At 35.1% G+C, this 16,869-nt stretch carries 21 protein-coding genes; 1 reads left to right on the plus strand and 20 read right to left on the minus strand.

Features of this window, described 5'->3' with window-relative positions; translation table 11 throughout:
- Positions 1-8: 8 nt before the first annotated feature.
- Complete coding sequence (locus PHE88_05745) at positions 9-410, minus strand: response regulator (GenBank protein ID MDD5687315.1); 402 nt, start codon at positions 408-410, stop codon at positions 9-11.
- A 133-nt stretch (positions 411-543) separates the two neighbouring features.
- Here PHE88_05745 and PHE88_05750 point away from each other — a divergent pair, with 133 nt between their 5' ends.
- A complete protein-coding gene (locus tag PHE88_05750) occupies positions 544-888 on the plus strand; it encodes a helix-turn-helix transcriptional regulator (protein ID MDD5687316.1) in 345 nt (114 codons plus the stop codon).
- A gap of 228 nt (positions 889-1,116) precedes the next feature.
- Here PHE88_05750 and PHE88_05755 read toward each other — a convergent pair whose 3' ends face one another.
- The 19 genes from PHE88_05755 to rplR form a co-directional block, all read right to left on the minus strand.
- Positions 1,117-2,748, minus strand: a complete 1,632-nt coding sequence (locus PHE88_05755; GenBank protein MDD5687317.1) for a TIGR03960 family B12-binding radical SAM protein — start codon at positions 2,746-2,748, stop codon at positions 1,117-1,119.
- A gap of 103 nt (positions 2,749-2,851) precedes the next feature.
- A complete protein-coding gene (rodA, locus tag PHE88_05760; GenBank protein MDD5687318.1) occupies positions 2,852-4,141 on the minus strand; it encodes a rod shape-determining protein RodA in 1,290 nt (429 codons plus the stop codon).
- Positions 4,142-4,288: 147 nt separating this feature from the next.
- Positions 4,289-6,103, minus strand: coding sequence for a penicillin-binding protein 2 (gene mrdA / locus PHE88_05765; protein ID MDD5687319.1), 1,815 nt, complete (start codon positions 6,101-6,103; stop codon positions 4,289-4,291).
- A 76-nt stretch (positions 6,104-6,179) separates the two neighbouring features.
- Positions 6,180-6,647, minus strand: a complete 468-nt coding sequence (gene mreD / locus PHE88_05770) for a rod shape-determining protein MreD (GenBank protein ID MDD5687320.1) — start codon at positions 6,645-6,647, stop codon at positions 6,180-6,182.
- A 147-nt stretch (positions 6,648-6,794) separates the two neighbouring features.
- The gene (gene mreC / locus PHE88_05775) at positions 6,795-7,595 is read right to left on the minus strand and encodes a rod shape-determining protein MreC (protein MDD5687321.1); all 801 of its coding nucleotides are present in this window, start codon (positions 7,593-7,595) and stop codon (positions 6,795-6,797) included.
- Between the two features lie 30 nt (positions 7,596-7,625).
- The gene (locus tag PHE88_05780; GenBank protein ID MDD5687322.1) at positions 7,626-8,657 is read right to left on the minus strand and encodes a rod shape-determining protein; all 1,032 of its coding nucleotides are present in this window, start codon (positions 8,655-8,657) and stop codon (positions 7,626-7,628) included.
- A gap of 88 nt (positions 8,658-8,745) precedes the next feature.
- On the minus strand, positions 8,746-9,096 hold the full coding sequence (gene rplQ / locus PHE88_05785; GenBank protein ID MDD5687323.1) for a 50S ribosomal protein L17: 351 nt from the start codon (positions 9,094-9,096) through the stop codon (positions 8,746-8,748).
- Between the two features lie 95 nt (positions 9,097-9,191).
- The gene (locus PHE88_05790; GenBank protein MDD5687324.1) at positions 9,192-10,142 is read right to left on the minus strand and encodes a DNA-directed RNA polymerase subunit alpha; all 951 of its coding nucleotides are present in this window, start codon (positions 10,140-10,142) and stop codon (positions 9,192-9,194) included.
- 101 nt (positions 10,143-10,243) lie between these two features.
- Positions 10,244-10,885, minus strand: a complete 642-nt coding sequence (rpsD, locus tag PHE88_05795; protein MDD5687325.1) for a 30S ribosomal protein S4 — start codon at positions 10,883-10,885, stop codon at positions 10,244-10,246.
- A gap of 120 nt (positions 10,886-11,005) precedes the next feature.
- A complete protein-coding gene (gene rpsK, locus PHE88_05800; GenBank protein ID MDD5687326.1) occupies positions 11,006-11,491 on the minus strand; it encodes a 30S ribosomal protein S11 in 486 nt (161 codons plus the stop codon).
- Positions 11,492-11,542: 51 nt separating this feature from the next.
- Complete coding sequence (rpsM, locus tag PHE88_05805; protein MDD5687327.1) at positions 11,543-11,944, minus strand: 30S ribosomal protein S13; 402 nt, start codon at positions 11,942-11,944, stop codon at positions 11,543-11,545.
- A gap of 89 nt (positions 11,945-12,033) precedes the next feature.
- The gene (gene rpmJ, locus PHE88_05810) at positions 12,034-12,147 is read right to left on the minus strand and encodes a 50S ribosomal protein L36 (protein MDD5687328.1); all 114 of its coding nucleotides are present in this window, start codon (positions 12,145-12,147) and stop codon (positions 12,034-12,036) included.
- A gap of 53 nt (positions 12,148-12,200) precedes the next feature.
- Positions 12,201-12,419: a translation initiation factor IF-1 gene (gene infA / locus PHE88_05815; protein ID MDD5687329.1), complete on the minus strand. Its 219-nt coding sequence runs from the start codon at positions 12,417-12,419 to the stop codon at positions 12,201-12,203.
- 49 nt (positions 12,420-12,468) lie between these two features.
- Entirely contained in the window at positions 12,469-13,218 is a 750-nt protein-coding gene (gene map, locus PHE88_05820; protein MDD5687330.1) for a type I methionyl aminopeptidase, read from the minus strand.
- A complete protein-coding gene (locus tag PHE88_05825) occupies positions 13,215-13,853 on the minus strand; it encodes an adenylate kinase (GenBank protein MDD5687331.1) in 639 nt (212 codons plus the stop codon). Before PHE88_05825 ends, map begins: the two co-directional genes overlap by 4 nt.
- A gap of 82 nt (positions 13,854-13,935) precedes the next feature.
- A complete protein-coding gene (gene secY / locus PHE88_05830; GenBank protein ID MDD5687332.1) occupies positions 13,936-15,261 on the minus strand; it encodes a preprotein translocase subunit SecY in 1,326 nt (441 codons plus the stop codon).
- Between the two features lie 93 nt (positions 15,262-15,354).
- Positions 15,355-15,813, minus strand: coding sequence for a 50S ribosomal protein L15 (gene rplO / locus PHE88_05835; protein MDD5687333.1), 459 nt, complete (start codon positions 15,811-15,813; stop codon positions 15,355-15,357).
- Positions 15,814-15,896: 83 nt separating this feature from the next.
- Complete coding sequence (gene rpsE / locus PHE88_05840) at positions 15,897-16,367, minus strand: 30S ribosomal protein S5 (protein MDD5687334.1); 471 nt, start codon at positions 16,365-16,367, stop codon at positions 15,897-15,899.
- A 91-nt stretch (positions 16,368-16,458) separates the two neighbouring features.
- A complete protein-coding gene (gene rplR / locus PHE88_05845; protein MDD5687335.1) occupies positions 16,459-16,809 on the minus strand; it encodes a 50S ribosomal protein L18 in 351 nt (116 codons plus the stop codon).
- Between the last annotated feature and the right edge of the window lie 60 nt (positions 16,810-16,869).

Here is a 16,869-nt window from a genome sequence, read left to right on the forward strand (position 1 = left end):
CGACAAGATTACTTCGTCTCTTCAGTTCTCGCAATGTTATCATCAATTTCATCTTTCAGTTGTTCCACAACATCGGAAATGTTAAAGGGTTTTAATAAACAAGCGGAAGCCCCAAATTTTCTGGCTTCTTCTAATGAAGAATTATCAGAACTCATTGCTATTATTTTACAGTTAGGAAAAAATATTTTAACATGTCGAATAAGAAATATGCCTGACTTATCCGGCATCTTCATATCTGTTATTAAGATATTATAGGGACTGCCATACGGACTTTCTGCAAATTTCCATATAGCATCTGTAACAGAACTCGTTGTTTCAACAATACCACAATTACCTTTAATAATCGCCTTGCTAAGAAAATCTAAAATACCTTTTTCATCATCAACAATCAAAATTCGCTTCTTTTTCATAAGGTCTCCCAATATTTTTTAATTTAACTGCAGATATTTTCTATATTGTAAATAATATTGGTGTATATGTCAATACTTATTTTTGTTGTTATATTCAATACATTTGGTAAAATTTATTTGTATAATAAAATATATGAAAGAACTAGACACGTTTTATCTAAGTATTGGTAAAAAAATACGCGAGATAAGAAATCTTAAAGGGATAACTCTTGAAGAACTTGCTGAAAAGGTTGGGCGGGATTGGAGTTTTTTAAGTCAGATTGAAAGAGGGAAAAGTGTCCCATCAATTAAAACACTTTATTTGATATGCAATGCTCTTTCAATATCTCTATCAGATTTATTTCAAGCACATAAATCTACTTCCTATAAAACTGACCCTGAAATAGACAAGCTTATATGGTTAATGAGAGATAAAAGCCTATCTGAAAAAAAAATAGTTACCAACGTTGTTAAACATATCCTAAAGAAGAAAAAATAAAAATAAGTAGACCATTGTAATTGTTATTCTGTGTCCTATTGGGCGAAGAATCTCATGAAATACTGTATTAAAATGAGATACTTCCCACCGCTAAACTGTAGGTGGGCAGGCGATATCACTCAGTATGACTGCCTAAGTAACTATATTGAGTCAACGAAAGCAGAGCAAGCTCTGCGACTACAAAATATTTGAGATTGCTTCACCCGGTTCGCAATGACATCTTTAACTTTATAATTTTATGAAACTCCAGGGTAGTGTTTTAGAATCTTCTATTTTTTTTAAATAGTCATTGGGGTTTATATTGCATTTTTTAAAGGCATCGAGCCACTTATCGTAGGAGAAACTTTCACTCCACTGGTCAAATCTGCAACCGTTTTTATAAGCTGTTGTAAGAACATCTCCTAATTTTTCATCGCCTCTGGCAAAAACTGCTTCAATTAAAGACATCTCAGATTTATGGGTTTTAATTTTTGCCGGTAGTTTCTTTCTTAGATAATTTTGTTTCTCATTAAAATAATCTAAACCAAAAAACTGCTCTCTTTCAAATACCGTGTGTGCTTTTGGAACAAACGGAGATATGGTTATATTCAGGTTTAATTGCGGTGTCTGGTTTTTAATGTTTCTTACAAGCGATACAATACCATCAATATCTTCAGCAGTTTCCGTCGGTAAACCAATCATAAAATAAAGCTTTATTAAATGCCAGCCTAATTTATTAGCGTATTTTGTTGTTTCCAATATCTCAACATCAGTAATAGATTTTCCGATATATTTGCGTAAACGTTCTGTCCCCGCCTCCGGAGCAATTGTTAATGACGTTTTTTTAAAAACACGGGTTTTGCTCGCCAAGTCCACTGATGAAGGCTGACACCTTAAAGACGGAAGTGATACAGCTACTTTTTTCTTGAGACATATATCCAAAACTGAATTTATTAGTTCATCTATCCCGGGGTAATCGGAAGTGGAAAGCGAAAGAAGAGATACTTCGTCATAACCGGTAGAATCAAGACCTTTTTGTAATATTTCTAATATTTTTTCTTTGCTTCTTATCCTCTGTGGAGAATATAATTTTGATGCCTGACAAAATAAACACCGTCTTGCACAACCTCGCATTATTTCAATATTTAGACGATTTTGAGTGGTATCCAGAAGCGGTACAACCGGTCTTACCGGATATTCTGCAATTTCTAAATCAACAGTGCTTTTCTCAATGACCTTTTTACCATCGTGCAATATCGGAACATATACCGACTGTATTTTAGCCAATTCTTCCAGTATTTTCAATTTTTCAATCTTTGAATCTTTAAATTTTTCAATTATCTTCAATATAACATCTTCACCATCTCCAAGAACAAAAGCATCTATAAATTCACTTAGTGGTAAAGGGTTAACACATGCAGGACCGCCTGCAATAATTAACGGATATTTTTGCTTTGTATTTTTTTCTAAATCAATCCTTTCTTTTGTCTTAAACGGTATTTTTGATAAATCTAAAATGTTTAAAATATTTGTATAACACAATTCGTATTGTATGTTAAAACCTATAATATCAAATTCATTAAGCGGTGTCTTTGTTTCAATTGAAAATAGCGGTAAATTGTTTTTCCTCAGAATCTCTGCCATATCTTCCTGAGGAACAAACGCTCTTTCGCAAATAATATCTTTGTTTTTATTGAGTATATTATACAAAATTTGTATCCCCAGATTGGACATCCCGATTTCGTAAAAATCAGGGAAAACAAGACAGAATTTGAGCGGGTATTGGACTTCGGACTTCGGACTTCGGACTACCGAATTCCATTCCTGCCCGATATATTGAGAGGGTTTTTTGACATAAGGTAAAAGTTTTTCTATATCCATAAAACCGTATAAGCAGATTTACGCTGAACTCAACGCTGATTTACGCTGATATTTTTCTGCGTTTATCTGCGTTACTATCTGCGTTTATCCGCTTCTATTCTTTTTAGTAAGCGTACCTTCTTATATGTATATTTAGTAATATTCCGACGGCAATCATATTGATAATAAGTGAACTGCCGCCATATGAAAGGAATGGGAGTGGTACACCGGCAACCGGCATGATTCCTGTTAGCATACCTAAATTCAGAATAATATAATACGAAAACATAATAACAATTCCGACTGCCATTAAACTACCAAATCTATTTGCAGCATTTTTTGCGATAGAAATTCCTCTCATAATTAAAACAACATATAACAAAATAATTGCTATTGAAAATAGCGCACCGCCTTCTTCTGATAAAACAGCAAATATATAATCGGTATGCTGATCAGGAATGAAGCCTAACTGTGTTTGTGTCCCCTGGAAAATTCCACGACCTGTAATCTTGCCGCTACCAATAGCTATTCTTGACTGTAAAATATTATAGCCGCTTCCTAACGGGTCAAGCAATGGGTCTAAAAATACTATTATACGCTTCCGCTGATAGTCCTTAAGATAAGCTGAAATTGAAATCGCAGATACTAATCCTATTAAAACAATTAGAATTACCGTTTTATACTCTCTAAATGTTATTTTGAACCGTAAAGATTTTATTAAAAACCATATCGCAAAAGTAATTAAAAAAACCACTCCGATATAAATCAATCTAATGTTATGGGGATTAATTTCACTGTAATAATTTGTTGTTAAAAATATTTCCAAAAAGGGTAGTCCTATGGCAACAATAAAATAAATAACCACGCAATTAACAATTTTCTTAGAAATACCCCCAACATACATCATCCCTAAAAAAATAGGAACAAATACGGTAGCAGATGAAAAATCCGGTTCCATTAAAATTAGTCCAACATATACAAGTGTTGCAAACAAAGGAGTGAAAAGTTTGGATATTTTATACATCTGATAACGGTTTTTTTCTATGAATTTAGCAAGATATACTATGATGGCAATTTTAGCAATTTCCGACGGCTGGAAAGCAAATTTTCCAAAATCAAACCATGATTTTGAACCACGGACACGGCTTCCCGCAAAAAGAACTAATAAAAGCAATATCAAGGCAAAAAAATAAAAATATTTAGTATATTCAGAATATATTTCGTATCTTACACTGACAATTAGAAGCATCGCTGCGATACCTATTCCCATTGCAGTTGACTGCTTCACGACAAAAAATGTTGAATTACCTGTTCGCATTTGTGCTGAAAATATAAAAAGAAGTCCTGTAAGTGTTATAATAATAACATCTAAAAAAAGAATCCAATCATATTTCTTAAATATTTCTAATTTCATAATTGCTACATCCGGCTTGCCAAGGGCAAGCCACTACAACATAAGACGAAGAGATATTGCGGGATATCCCCACCACTACAAAAAGTCAGCAAAGCAAGCTTTGCAACTACCTTGGACATTGGACATCGGACATTGGACGCCTTTGTCCTAATTTGCTATTATCACTTCTTTACTTGTTTCTGTTTTAACGTGCTTGTTAAAAATTTCTGCTAGCATTTTTCCGGCAAGAGGAGCTGCTACTTCACCTCCGGAACCACCATGTTCAACCATCACCACAAGAGCAATTTTAGGATTTTCTAACGGTGCAAAACACACAAACCAGGCATGGTCTGCTCCTTGCGGATTTTGAGCAGTACCTGTTTTACCACCTACTGATAAACCGGGAATATGTACACCCTTAGCAGTTCCATACTGAGCAACACCCGCTAACCCCTTCTTAATAATATTAAAAGTAGACGGGCTTACATTTACTTTCCACTTTATTTCCGGGAAACTCTCAAATTTTACATTTCCATTAGTATCAATTATTTTTTTAAGAATATTCGGCTTGAAAACAGTTCCTTCATTGGCTACAGCAGACATAAACTGCGCTACTTGAATCGGGGTTGTCCAGATATATCCCTGGCCAACTGACATATTTACTGTATCGCCATCATACCAATCCTGATGAAGCCGTTCCTTCTTCCATACTTTATCAGGTATAAGTCCTTTTTCTTCAAAAGGTAAATCTATATCTGTTTTCTCACCAAAACCAAATTTTTTCGCCCATTCATCAAGTATTGTAGGTCCCAATTTTAGACCAACATCATAAAAGAAAACATCGCAGGAATGAGCCAAAGCGCTTACTAGACTAATATCCCCATGTCCTTCTCGTGCCCAACAACGGAATTTCTGCTTATATTTGCCAAGCTCAATAAAACCCTTACAGTTAATTACTGTCTCAGGTGTAATCTCCCCGCTTTCGAGCCCCGCAACCGCTGTTACAATTTTATAAATAGAACCTGGCGGATATTGACCCTGTATAGTGCGGTCCCATAATGGTCTTTGTTTAGATTCTAAATAATATGATAATTGCCAGTTTGGTATTTTTGAAATAAATAAATTGGGATTATAATTAGGATAAGATGCAAGCCCTAAAACATCACCGTTATTTGGGTCTATTGCAATTGCGATACCTACATGACCTTCAAGATTTCTTGAAAGTGCATCCTGAACCTTTTTATCAATTGTTAAAACAAGCGAGTCACCATCGACAGATTCAACAGTTTCAATAATTCTCTTTTGAATTCCACGAGCATTAACCTCAACCTGACTACCCCCATTAATACCTCTTAAAATTTCATCATATTGTTTTTCAATTCCATTCTTTCCAATAACATCCCCTGACTTTATTTTTGGCAGCCTATCTAATTCGTCAAGTGATACTTCACGGACATAACCGGTTAAATGTGAAGATATATTGTTCCATTTATATACCCTCACAGGCTCAACTCTAACAACCACTCCGGGTAATTGCGGCATTTTTTCTGCTAAACGCAAAGCTTGATTTTTTGAAATATTTTCTGCAATTTTTACAAGTGTAAAATTTCTACCTGAAGTCATTTTTACTTTTTCAAGCAGCGTATCTACAGGTAGGGAAAGAAAACTTGAGACTTTTGTAATAACATTTTTCACTTCTTCATCTGAAAGCGTCTGTCTGGAAAACAAAACAACGAATGACGGCTTATTGTCTACTATAATCTCGTTATTCCTGTCAAAAATCTTACCCCGCGAGGCAGGCTGCGGATATATCACTATTCTATTTTCATCAGATATTTTTCTATAGCGATCACCACTGATTATCTGGAGTGAAATTATACGGAATAAAATTATTCCGATTACAAAATATATTGCAAATCGCAAGACATTTAATCGTGCAGAAAATGATTCTATAGAATAACTTAAGTTTTCGCCATGCCACATAGGAAACCAGAGAATTAGAGATTAGAGAATTAGTTGATTAGTAAATTCACTTATATTATATTCTTAAATGCTTTTATTACCTCTCTACTTCCAATTTTTTAAACCAGAAAAACCACCATTTTTTTAAAATCCAAAAATACAATGGAGAAAGAACCACAAAAACAATTTTCCAATCCAAATAAAATAAACCCTGGATACCGGTAAAAAGTGTTTCTATGATAGAACTTATCACCCAATTCAAAATAATAGTTAAAAACACAATTATAATTTGTGCGAGTGGATTTTCCTCATCAATCCTTCTCGATATATGCCCTGCAAGATAACCAACAATCGAATAGGAAAAACTACCGACACCAAAAGAAGTAGTTGAAAAAACTCCTTCTAATAATCCAATAAAAAAGCCGACTGAACATCCTACTGATGCGCCTCTATACAACCCGACAAAAACGATAAAAATAAGTCCAATAAATGAAAATTTCGACAACAATATTTCCGAAATTATTATTATTATTATAGAGGTAAAATAAAATAACGGCTTTTTCATAATTTACTTCATTCTAGTTTTTAGTCGGGAGCGAGGAAGTTGTTGAGCAGAACTTCACGGAGTTCCGCTTAAAACTTTCAGCGGAACGAGTGAGAGCGCCAGCACAAGCTGGACGCGGTTCTGCGAAACAAGCTTCCGAACGACTTTCTATTCAATAAAAACATCCGTCAACTGAAATGTCGGAATAGTTGGAATCACCTTTGCTGACTTAAATAGTAAATGTCCTGATTCTGATATAGATACAATCCTTCCGATTGAAACACCGGCTGGAAATATTTCGGAAGCAGGTGAGGAAACAACCTCATCGCCTATTTTTATATCGGCATCTGTCGGAATCCACATCATTTCAAGCTCATTAGTTTCACGACCAACAATTATACCATCTACGTTAGTAGATAAAACTCTTGCAGGGATTTTTGAAATGCGGTTAGTTATAACTAAAACCTGCGAATACTCTTTTTCAACTGTAATTAACTGTCCAACAATTCCAAAACGCTCTTTATAAAAACCATATACTGCCCTGTTTTCTGATAATCCATCATCTAAACCCTTATCAATTATAATCGTTTTATAGTACTGTTGCGGTGGTGTTGCAATAATACGGGCTATTGTTGTTTTTATAGGAGTTTTTCTTTTGTACTTTAACAACTCGCTCATCCGCCCATTTTCTATTTCAAGCGTTTTCAATCTTACCAAATCATGTAAAAGTTCCTGATTTTTATTTTTCAATTCTAAAACCTGTTTATGAACATCTATCAATTCCCTGATATTTACACCCAGATTACTAACTGAAGAAATAGTAAAATTCGCCTTGGAATATGGCGAAATAATCATATAAAACAAAAAATCCCTAACTGCTTTTATAGTGGGATTTAAATTAAAATTTAAAATTATTATTGATATAACAAGATAAAATGAAAGTAAGGTAGTAGGATTTTTCTTATACACAAAATACACGCATCTGCTTTGCGTTCCCTATCATTCCATATATTTGCGTGATTTCTTTATGTTTTCCAATTCTTCCAAATATCTGCCGGTTCCTAAAACGACACAAGTCATTGGATCCTGGGCAAGATATACAGGAATATGCGTTTCCTTTGAAACCAAATCAGTCATGCCGCGAGTTAAAGAACCGCCGCCGGCCATAACTATTCCCCTATCCACCAATTCTGCGGCTAACTCAGCGGGTGTTTCTTCAAGAACCCCTTTTACCATTTCAATAATTGATTTAACAGGTTCCAACAATGCCGCTCTTATATCTTTGCTTGAAACACTTATAGTTCTGGGAAGTCCCTGTGCTAAATCCAGCCCTTTTACATCCATTGTTTCCTCTTTTTGCAAAGGGAACACAGAACCTATTTGTATCTTTATTGTTTCTGCTGTTTTATATCCGATAGCAAGATTGTGATTCCTTTTAAAAAATGAAAGAATAGCTTCATCCATTTCATCGCCGGCAATAGGAATTGACTTTGAAACAACCATTCCGCCTAGAGAAATAACTGCTGATTCAGTTGTTCCACCACCAATATCTATAATCATGTTACCGGTCGGTTCTTGTATAGGAAGTCCTGCACCGATTGCCGCAGCCATTGGTTCTTCTATAAGATAAACTTCTCTCGCACCTGCCTGCTCTGCCGCTTCTCTGACTGCACGACGCTCAACTTCCGTAATACCTGATGGTATCCCTATTACTATTCTCGGATGGAGAAGTGTCTTTCTTTTGTGCACTTTTTTTATAAAATACCTAATCATTCTTTCAGTAATATCAAAATCAGCAATTACGCCATTCCTTAGAGGCCTTATCGCTTCAATAGAACTGGGAGTTTTTCCAACCATATTTTTTGCTGCTTCTCCAATTGCCTTTATCTCCTGGGTATCCCTGTCATATGCAACAACAGACGGCTCCCTTAACACAATCCCCTGACCTTTAACATAAACAAGTGTGGTAGCAGTACCAAGGTCGATACCCATATCATTCGAAAAAAGCGAAAAAATAAAATCGAACATTATAACACCTTAACGACGTTCACGTGTTCAAATGTTCATTTGTTCATATGTTAAACCATCAACGAATGAACCTGTGAACGCCTCTATGCTTCTACTCAACTAATTTAACTATTGCCATCTCACTGCCGTCGGAAATGCGACGACCTAACTTATAAATTCGGGTATACCCACCAGGTCTGTCCTTAAATCTTTCTGCTAAAGGACCGAATAACTTTGTCATTGCTATTGAAGATTTTATATCTTCTGCAACAAGTCTCTTATTTGACAACCCGCCTTTTTTTGCCTTTGTAATAATTTTTGAAACGAATTTTACTAATTCTTTCGCTTTTGGAAGTGTAACTTTTATAGATTCGTTTTCTATTATTGCAATGGACAAACTTCTAAGTGTTGCAAAACGATGTGATGTTGTTCTTCCTATTTTTCTGTTTTTTCTATTTTTCATTACACATATTAGAAGCGGATTTACACAGATTACAACGCAGATAAACGCTGATGATTTCCGCGTGTATCAGCGTGTTGTTCTGCGTTTATCTGCTTCTACTCCTTTAACGATACTCCCAGTTCTTTTAATTTCATTTCTATATCTTCTAAGGATTTTTTACCAAAATTTTTATAACCCAGGAGCTCTTCGCGCGTTTTTTTCGTCAAATCACCGATTGTTTTTATTTTGGCGCGTTTAAGACAAGTCGCTGCCCTTATTGAAAGTTCAACAATCTCAACTGATTGGTCTAAAATACTGGAAACTTGTTTCTCTTCTGTTTTATCTTTTTCTTTCTTATCGCTTTCCTCTTCCTCTTCTTCAAAATTTATGAAAATTTTGACAGAATCACTTAAGAGTTTTGCAGAATAAGCCAACGCATCTTCAGGATTTATAGAACCATCTGTCCATATTTCTATAATAAGCCGGTCATAATCCGTTACCTGACCAACACGGGTATTTTCAACTTCATAGAATATCTTTTTAATAGGTGTAAATGCCGCATCAATCAAAATTGTACCGGCAGGTTGTTCTGCTTTTTTATTTTTTTCACTCGGCGAATAACCTTTTCCTTTTGCTACATCAATTTCCATCTCAAGTGAACCGCCGGATTCCAGGGTAGCAATTATTTGATCTTTATTTATAACCTCAACATTAGCGTTGGCTAAAATTTCCGATGCCTTAACTTCTCCTCCCTTTGAAACAGACAATTTAAGTGTTTCAACATTATTAGAATACATTTTGAATCTAACTTTTTTCAAATTCAAAATTATTTCCATTACATCTTCAACAACACCAGGTAATGTTGCAAATTCATGGGTAGCATCTTTTATGCGTACCGCAATTACCGCAGCACCTTCTAGTGATGAAAGTAGGATACGACGAAGGGAATGACCAACAGTATGTCCATAACCTCGCTCAAACGGTTCAACAACAAACTTACCATAAGTCAAATCAGAAGAGATATTTTTTTCACTCTTCTGAGGTTCTACTATATCAGGAAGCCGCATTTATATAACCTCCACTAAAAAGTTTATAGAGTTTTAGAGTTCATAGAGTTTTTAGAGTTATAACCTTATAACTATGCAACCCTATTCCCCAATAACTACTTTTACTTACTATACAATTCTACTATCAATTGCTCTTTTGGTCTTTCTTCATCATACGGAACAGCCATTTCCTCCCTCACTGGCTGCCTTACCACAGTTGCTATGAAATCTGTAAAATCAACAGATAACCATGGTGAAATACCTTTTTTAGAAGCAGTCTCTATTGATTTTTTAACAAGTAAATTATTTTTTATTTTATCGGTCGGCTGTATTTTATCATTGACCTTAACTGCATATGAAGGTATGTTTATGATTTTGCCATTAACTTTAATATGTCTATGTAAAACTAACTGGCGGGCAGCAGCAAGCGATACGGATAATCCAATTCTCCGAACAACATTATCAAGACGAGTTTCTAATGTTAATAAAAGATTGAAACCAGTCATACCTTTATGTTTTGCTGCATTACTAAAATACCTTCTAAATTGCCGTTCCATAACACCATATTGTCTTTTTACCTGTTGTTTGGCACGCAATTGATTAGAATATTCCGATGGTTTTTTTATTAATCTTTTATGTGGTCCAGGAGGACCTTTCTTCTTGGTTACAGGACATTTTATTGTTTCACATCTTTCACCCTTTAAGAATAAAGGCATACCTTCTTTTCTACATTTTCTACATTTAGGTCCAATATCTCTTGCCATAATAAATAAATTAAAAGATTACAAGATTCAAGATTTAAGATTTAAGATTTAAGATTTAAGATTTAAATATTGTAATCTTTCAATCTTTCAATCTTTAAATTGTCTTTTAGCTTGCCTCTTTTATACTCTCCTCTGTTTAGGTGGTCTACATCCGTTATGTGGAATGGGAGTAACATCTTTTATTGAGGTAACTATCAATCCTGATGCCTGTAACGCTCTTATTGCTGTTTCACGTCCGCTACCGGGACCATTTACAAAAACAGCAACCTGTTTTAATCCCATTTCAGCAGCTTTTTTGGCACAATTAGCCGATGCTATTTGAGCAGCGAATGGTGTTCCCTTTTTAGTTCCCTTAAAACCAGACGAACCACTTGTAGCCCAACCTATCACATTACCTTTATCATCGGTAATAGTAATGATAGTATTGTTAAAAGATGACTTAATGTACACATGCCCGGTAGCCGCAACAAGTTTTCTTTTTGACTTGGGTTTTGCTACTATCTTTGGTTTTGCATCACCTGTTTTTGCTTCACTTGTTTTCACTTCTTTTGTATCTTTAGTCTCTTTTGTCTCTTTTACTTCTTTTGGTTTTTTTTCTTCTTTTATTTTTTCATCAGCCATAAAAATATCCTACCGCCTTTTACAAAATATATTTTATTAAACTTTTTTTACCTCTCTATCTTTTTTTACTTCTGCCTTTACTGCACCAACCGTCTTTCTCTTTCCTCTTTTAGTTCTTGCATTTGTTTTGGTTCTTTGTCCGCGAACAGGGAGATTCCTGCGGTGTCTCATTCCACGATATGAACTTATTTCCTGAAGCCGCTTAATATTTCCGACAATTTCACGACGGAGATCGCCTTCAACCTTATAATCAGAAGTAATAATGCCTGCAATTTTACTAACTTCAGCATCCGAAAGATTTTTGATCCGTTTAGAACCATCAATTTCTGCTTTTTCAAGAATCTTTTTAGCAAGCACTCTGCCAATTCCGTATATATAGGCAAGCCCTATATCTATCCGCTTCTCTTTAGGTAAATCAACACCTGCTATTCGCGCCATTATAACACCAGGAAGTAGAAAGTAGGGAGTAGGGAGTAGTTAAAATCTTTTACCACTTACCACTTACCACTTACCACTTACCGCTCCTCTCATCCTTGTCTTTGTTTGTGTTTGGGATTTTTACAAATAATAAATAAAACGCCTCTGCGTCTTACAATCTTGCATTTTTTACAAAATGGTTTTACTGATGATCTTACTTTCATATAAATACCACGCAAACTATCGCAAATCTTTTGCGTTTATTCGCGGCCTTTTACTATCGCTCTCTGTAAATAATACGACCTCTTGTTAAATCATATGGAGAAAGTTCAACTTTCACTTTATCGCCGGGAAGTAGCCGTATATAATTCATTCGCATTTTACCTGATATACGGGCAAGAACTGAATGTCCGTTTTCAAGTATAACACGAAACATTGCTGATGGTAATGCTTCTTTTATAACTCCAAGAACTTCTATTTTTTCTTCTTTCTGCATATTTAAATCAATTTAAGATTAAAAATTTTGAATCTTGAATCTTCAATCTTTAATTTGTCTTTGTAAGTATTTCACAACTATCTTTTTTAACTAGTACCGTATGTTCGAAATGTGCTGATAATTTATTGTCTTTTGTCACTGTTGTCCACTTATCAGAGAGAACCTTTACCTGCCAATCACCCTGATTTATCATTACCTCAATTGCTAAACAACAATTTTCCGGTATTCGAGTACCTACACCAGGATTTCCATAATTAGGTATTTGGGGGTCTTCATGAAGATTTCTTCCAATACCGTGACCGACAAAATCTCTTACAACTGAAAACCCATTTTCTTCTGCTGTCTTCTGTATTGCTGCTGATATATCGCCAATTCTTTTGTTAGCAGAACTATTCTTTAAAGCATTATCTAAACTTAGTTCTGAAACATTAAGAAGTTTTTTTGCATTATCTGAAACTTTACCTACGGTATAAGTTTTAGCTGTATCACCGCAAAAACCATTATAAACAGTCCCAACGTCAATTCCTATAATGTCGCCTTCTTTCAATTTTTGCGATGACGGTATTCCATGTACAACAACTTCATTTACAGAGGTGCAAATAATACCCGGGTAATCTCTGTACCCCAAAAATGCCGATATGGCACCGAGTGATTTTATTTCTTTTTTGGCAATATTTTCCAGTTCTTTTGTTGTAATTCCTACTTTTATATTTTTGCCGACTGTCCTTAAAACTTCCGCTGCAATATGACATGCATCTCGCATACCGGAAATTTCATCTTCTGACTTAACATAAATCATAATACCGCTGCTACTGCTGCGGAAATTTCGGAAACTGATTTATTGCCATCAATAGTAGATAAAATATCTTTCTTATTGTAATATTCAATTAGCGGCTGTGTTTCTATATAATACACGGAAAGACGATGTCGTATCGTTGCCGGGGCATCATCTTCTCTCTGAAATAATTCATTTCCACAGTTATCACAAATAGTATCATTTTTTGGCGGAAGTGTTACAAGATTATATTTACTACCGCAATTCTTACAAATTCTTCTGGATGATAACCGCTCAATTATGTTTTCTTCTGAAACATCAAGCGAAATGACTTTATCAATCTTTTTATTTAAACGAGCAAGTATATCATCTAATCCTTTTGCCTGTGGAAGTGTTCTTGGAAAACCATCAAGCAAAAATCCATTTTTACAATCTTCTTTTTTAATCCGTTCTTCAACTAATTTTAATACGATATCATCGGGAACAAGGGCACCTTTTGACATAATAGATGAAACTTTAAGACCCAAACTACTTTTTGCAACAACCGCTTCCCTAAACATATCACCAGTTGAAATAGCCGGTATGGATTTACTTTTAGATATAAACTCACTTTGAGTTCCCTTACCCGCTCCCGGTGCACCAAAAATTATTATGTTCATATAAAACCTCGCGAATTATCGCAAATCTAACGCTAATATTCGCGTGTATTAGCGTTCCTTTACTCGCACTTATTCGCGGCATTTACTTAACATTAAACCATCTACCCTTTATTCTGCCTTTATTAAGAAAACCATCGTAGTGTCTCATAATCAAATGTGATTCAACCTGACTTATGGTATCAAGTGCAACTCCGACAACAATTAAGAGTGCAGTACCACCGAAGAAGAACGGAACATTTACAAATTTTCTCAAATAATCGGGAAGTATTGCTATGAACACTACAAAAACTGCACCACCCAAAGTAATTCTTGTCAAAATCCATTGTATATAGTTTGCTGTCGGTTCGCCAGGTCTAATACCCGGAACAAATCCACCCCATTTTTTCATATTTTCTGCGATATCTTTTGGGTTAAGTGTTATTGAATTATAAAAATAACAGAAAAATATAATTAGTGCAGCATATAAAAATTCATATAAAACACTGCCTCTCATCCACCATTCAACAAACTTCTTCATAAATGCAGAATTCTGAGCAAATTGAGCCAGTGTCATTGGTACTGACATTAAAGATACTGCAAAAATTACTGCAATAACACCTGATTGGTCAACTTTAATAGGAAGAAATGTTGATTGACCACCGTACATTTTCCTGCCAACAACCCGTTTTGCATATTGGACAGGAATTTTCCGTTGTCCTGTTTCAACCCATACAACTGCAGCAGTGACAGCAAAAACCATTGCAACAATTAAAAGCCCTGTAAAAAGAGACATTTCATGGGTTCTAATCAACACAAAAAGATTTTTTATAGCTGAAGGAAGCCTATCTATAATACCTGCGAAAATTATCAATGAAATACCGTTACCTATGCCACCCTCAGTTATCTGTTCACCTAACCACATTATAAACACTGTACCGGTTGTCATAGTAAGAACTGTGATAAAAACAAAGAGAGGTCCCGGGTTTGAGACAATAGAATCACCGTTAGGAGCTTTCATAGGCATTATCATAAAAAGGGTTAGCCCTAACGATTGAATAATAGCTAAAATAAGAGTAGCGTATCTAGTCCATTGTGTGATTTTTTTACGCCCGGTTTCCCCTTCTTTTGAAAGTTTTTCAAGGTAAGGAACCGTTGCCTGTAAAAGTGAAAATATGATTGATGCATTGATATATGGCATTATTCCTAGTGTAAAAATTGAAAGCCGGGAAAGCGCTCCACCGGAAAACATGTCCATAAATCCAAAAAGTGTATTACTTTGGGCAGCAAAAAGTGCCCTAAATGCTGAAACATCAATACCGGGAATAGGTATAGCAACACCTATTCTGTAGGCGGTAATTATCAATGCTGTAAAAAAAACCCGTTTTTTTAATTCAGGGACTTTAAATATATCTGCAAAAGATTCAATCATATCAACATCATAACTGCGTTCAAGTGTTCAAATGTTCAAATGTTAACATATCAACTAATGAACACATCAACTCGTGAACGCCTTTTAGCGATATTACTTCGCTACTTGTCTACTTTCTATTACAGCAGAACCACCTGCGGCAGATATTTTTTTAAGAGCACTTTTTGAAAATTTGTTTGCTGTAATTTTTAACGCTTTTTTTATATCGCCATCTCCAAGAATTTTTATAGGAAGTTCTCTTCTTACTAAACCTTTTTCTTTTAAAATTGCTCTTGTTATTTCTATATTCGGCTCAAATAATCTTTCAAGTGTTTTTAAATTTACAACTTCATATTTTTTCTTAAAAATATTTGTAAATCCTCTTTTGGGAATACGACGAGCCAGAGGCATTTGCCCGCCTTCAAATCCCGGCCTAGTTCCTCTACCGGACCGCGCATTTTGACCCTTCATTCCTCTTGTGGAAGAACCACCATGAGCAGAACCACGACCGCGACCTACTATTTTCCTACGGTGTTTCGAACCGACTGCTGGTTTTAAATCTGATATTTTCATATTAACACCAATTAAAAGATTAGAAAGATTAGAAAGATTAGAAAGATTAGAAAGATTTTAATCTTTAAATTGCTTTTAAAATTCTAATTACCTTTAACTTTTCCTCTTAGTTTATCGACATCTTCTTTAAGTCGTAATCTTTTCAATGCATCAATTGTTGCATATACAACATTAAAAGGGTTAGAAGATCTTAAAGACTTCGTTAAAATATCCTTTACCCCACACGCTTCTAATACTGCCCTAACAGCACCACCGGCAATTAATCCCGTCCCGACTGATGCAGGTCTTAATAAAACTCTTCCGGCACCAAAACGACCTGTGATCTCGTGAGGAATAGTCGTATTTTTCAATGAAACCTTTATTGTACTTTTGGCAGCCAGTGATGTCCCCTTTTTAATTGCTGATTGGACTTCATTTGCCTTACCAAGACCTACCCCGACATTACCATTGCCATCACCAACAACCACAAGTGCATTAAATGAAAACCTTTTTCCACCTTTCACAACCTTTGTAACGCGACCAATTGATACAACTATTTCTTTTTTTATATCCATAGTTTGCTCCGCAAATACGCGAATAAACGCTAATCAAACGCAAATATTCGCGAATAATTCGCTTTACATTCGCGACTATTCGCGGGACCCTTTAAAATTTCAAACCAGCAGCACGAGCAGCATCTGCAAAGGCTTTGACTTTACCATGATAAATGTAGCCGCTTCTATCAAATACTACATTTTTTATGCCAAGCGATACTGCTTTTTTACCCACTTCTGCACCAAGAGAAGTAGCTGCTTTTATATTCCCTGCATTTTCTAATTTTAGTGTGATAGTTGAAACCAATAAAAGTGTTTTACCTTTAATATCATCCACCAATTGAGTATAAATATACTTATTGGATTTATTTATTGTCATTCGAGGTTTATCTACAGTTCCAAAAATCTTTTTCCTTACCCTTATTTTTTTTCTTATTAATGATTGCTCTTTTTTTGATAACATATTAGCACCTATTGCAAGATTGAAGATTCAAGATTCAAGACTTAAGATTTGAATCTTTAA

Source organism: Elusimicrobiota bacterium, from assembly GCA_028718185.1.
Taxonomy (GTDB): domain Bacteria; phylum Elusimicrobiota; class UBA8919; order UBA8919; family UBA8919; genus JAQUMH01.

Bases quoted from the DNA above. Each gene is read 5' to 3' on its own strand.
- PHE88_05745 (MDD5687315.1), bottom strand. From the start codon at position 410: ATGAAAAAGAAGCGAATTTTGATTGTTGATGATGAAAAAGGTATTTTA.
- PHE88_05750 (MDD5687316.1), top strand. From the start codon at position 544: ATGAAAGAACTAGACACGTTTTATCTAAGTATTGGTAAAAAAATACGC.
- PHE88_05755 (MDD5687317.1), bottom strand. From the start codon at position 2,748: ATGGATATAGAAAAACTTTTACCTTATGTCAAAAAACCCTCTCAATAT.
- rodA (MDD5687318.1), bottom strand. From the start codon at position 4,141: ATGAAATTAGAAATATTTAAGAAATATGATTGGATTCTTTTTTTAGAT.
- mrdA (MDD5687319.1), bottom strand. From the start codon at position 6,103: ATGTGGCATGGCGAAAACTTAAGTTATTCTATAGAATCATTTTCTGCA.
- mreD (MDD5687320.1), bottom strand. From the start codon at position 6,647: ATGAAAAAGCCGTTATTTTATTTTACCTCTATAATAATAATAATAATT.
- rplQ (MDD5687323.1), bottom strand. From the start codon at position 9,096: ATGAAAAATAGAAAAAACAGAAAAATAGGAAGAACAACATCACATCGT.
- PHE88_05790 (MDD5687324.1), bottom strand. From the start codon at position 10,142: ATGCGGCTTCCTGATATAGTAGAACCTCAGAAGAGTGAAAAAAATATC.
- rpsD (MDD5687325.1), bottom strand. From the start codon at position 10,885: ATGGCAAGAGATATTGGACCTAAATGTAGAAAATGTAGAAAAGAAGGT.
- rpsM (MDD5687327.1), bottom strand. From the start codon at position 11,944: ATGGCGCGAATAGCAGGTGTTGATTTACCTAAAGAGAAGCGGATAGAT.
- rpmJ (MDD5687328.1), bottom strand. From the start codon at position 12,147: ATGAAAGTAAGATCATCAGTAAAACCATTTTGTAAAAAATGCAAGATT.
- infA (MDD5687329.1), bottom strand. From the start codon at position 12,419: ATGCAGAAAGAAGAAAAAATAGAAGTTCTTGGAGTTATAAAAGAAGCA.
- map (MDD5687330.1), bottom strand. From the start codon at position 13,218: ATGATTTATGTTAAGTCAGAAGATGAAATTTCCGGTATGCGAGATGCA.
- PHE88_05825 (MDD5687331.1), bottom strand. From the start codon at position 13,853: ATGAACATAATAATTTTTGGTGCACCGGGAGCGGGTAAGGGAACTCAA.
- secY (MDD5687332.1), bottom strand. From the start codon at position 15,261: ATGATTGAATCTTTTGCAGATATATTTAAAGTCCCTGAATTAAAAAAA.
- rplO (MDD5687333.1), bottom strand. From the start codon at position 15,813: ATGAAAATATCAGATTTAAAACCAGCAGTCGGTTCGAAACACCGTAGG.
- rpsE (MDD5687334.1), bottom strand. From the start codon at position 16,367: ATGGATATAAAAAAAGAAATAGTTGTATCAATTGGTCGCGTTACAAAG.
- rplR (MDD5687335.1), bottom strand. From the start codon at position 16,809: ATGTTATCAAAAAAAGAGCAATCATTAATAAGAAAAAAAATAAGGGTA.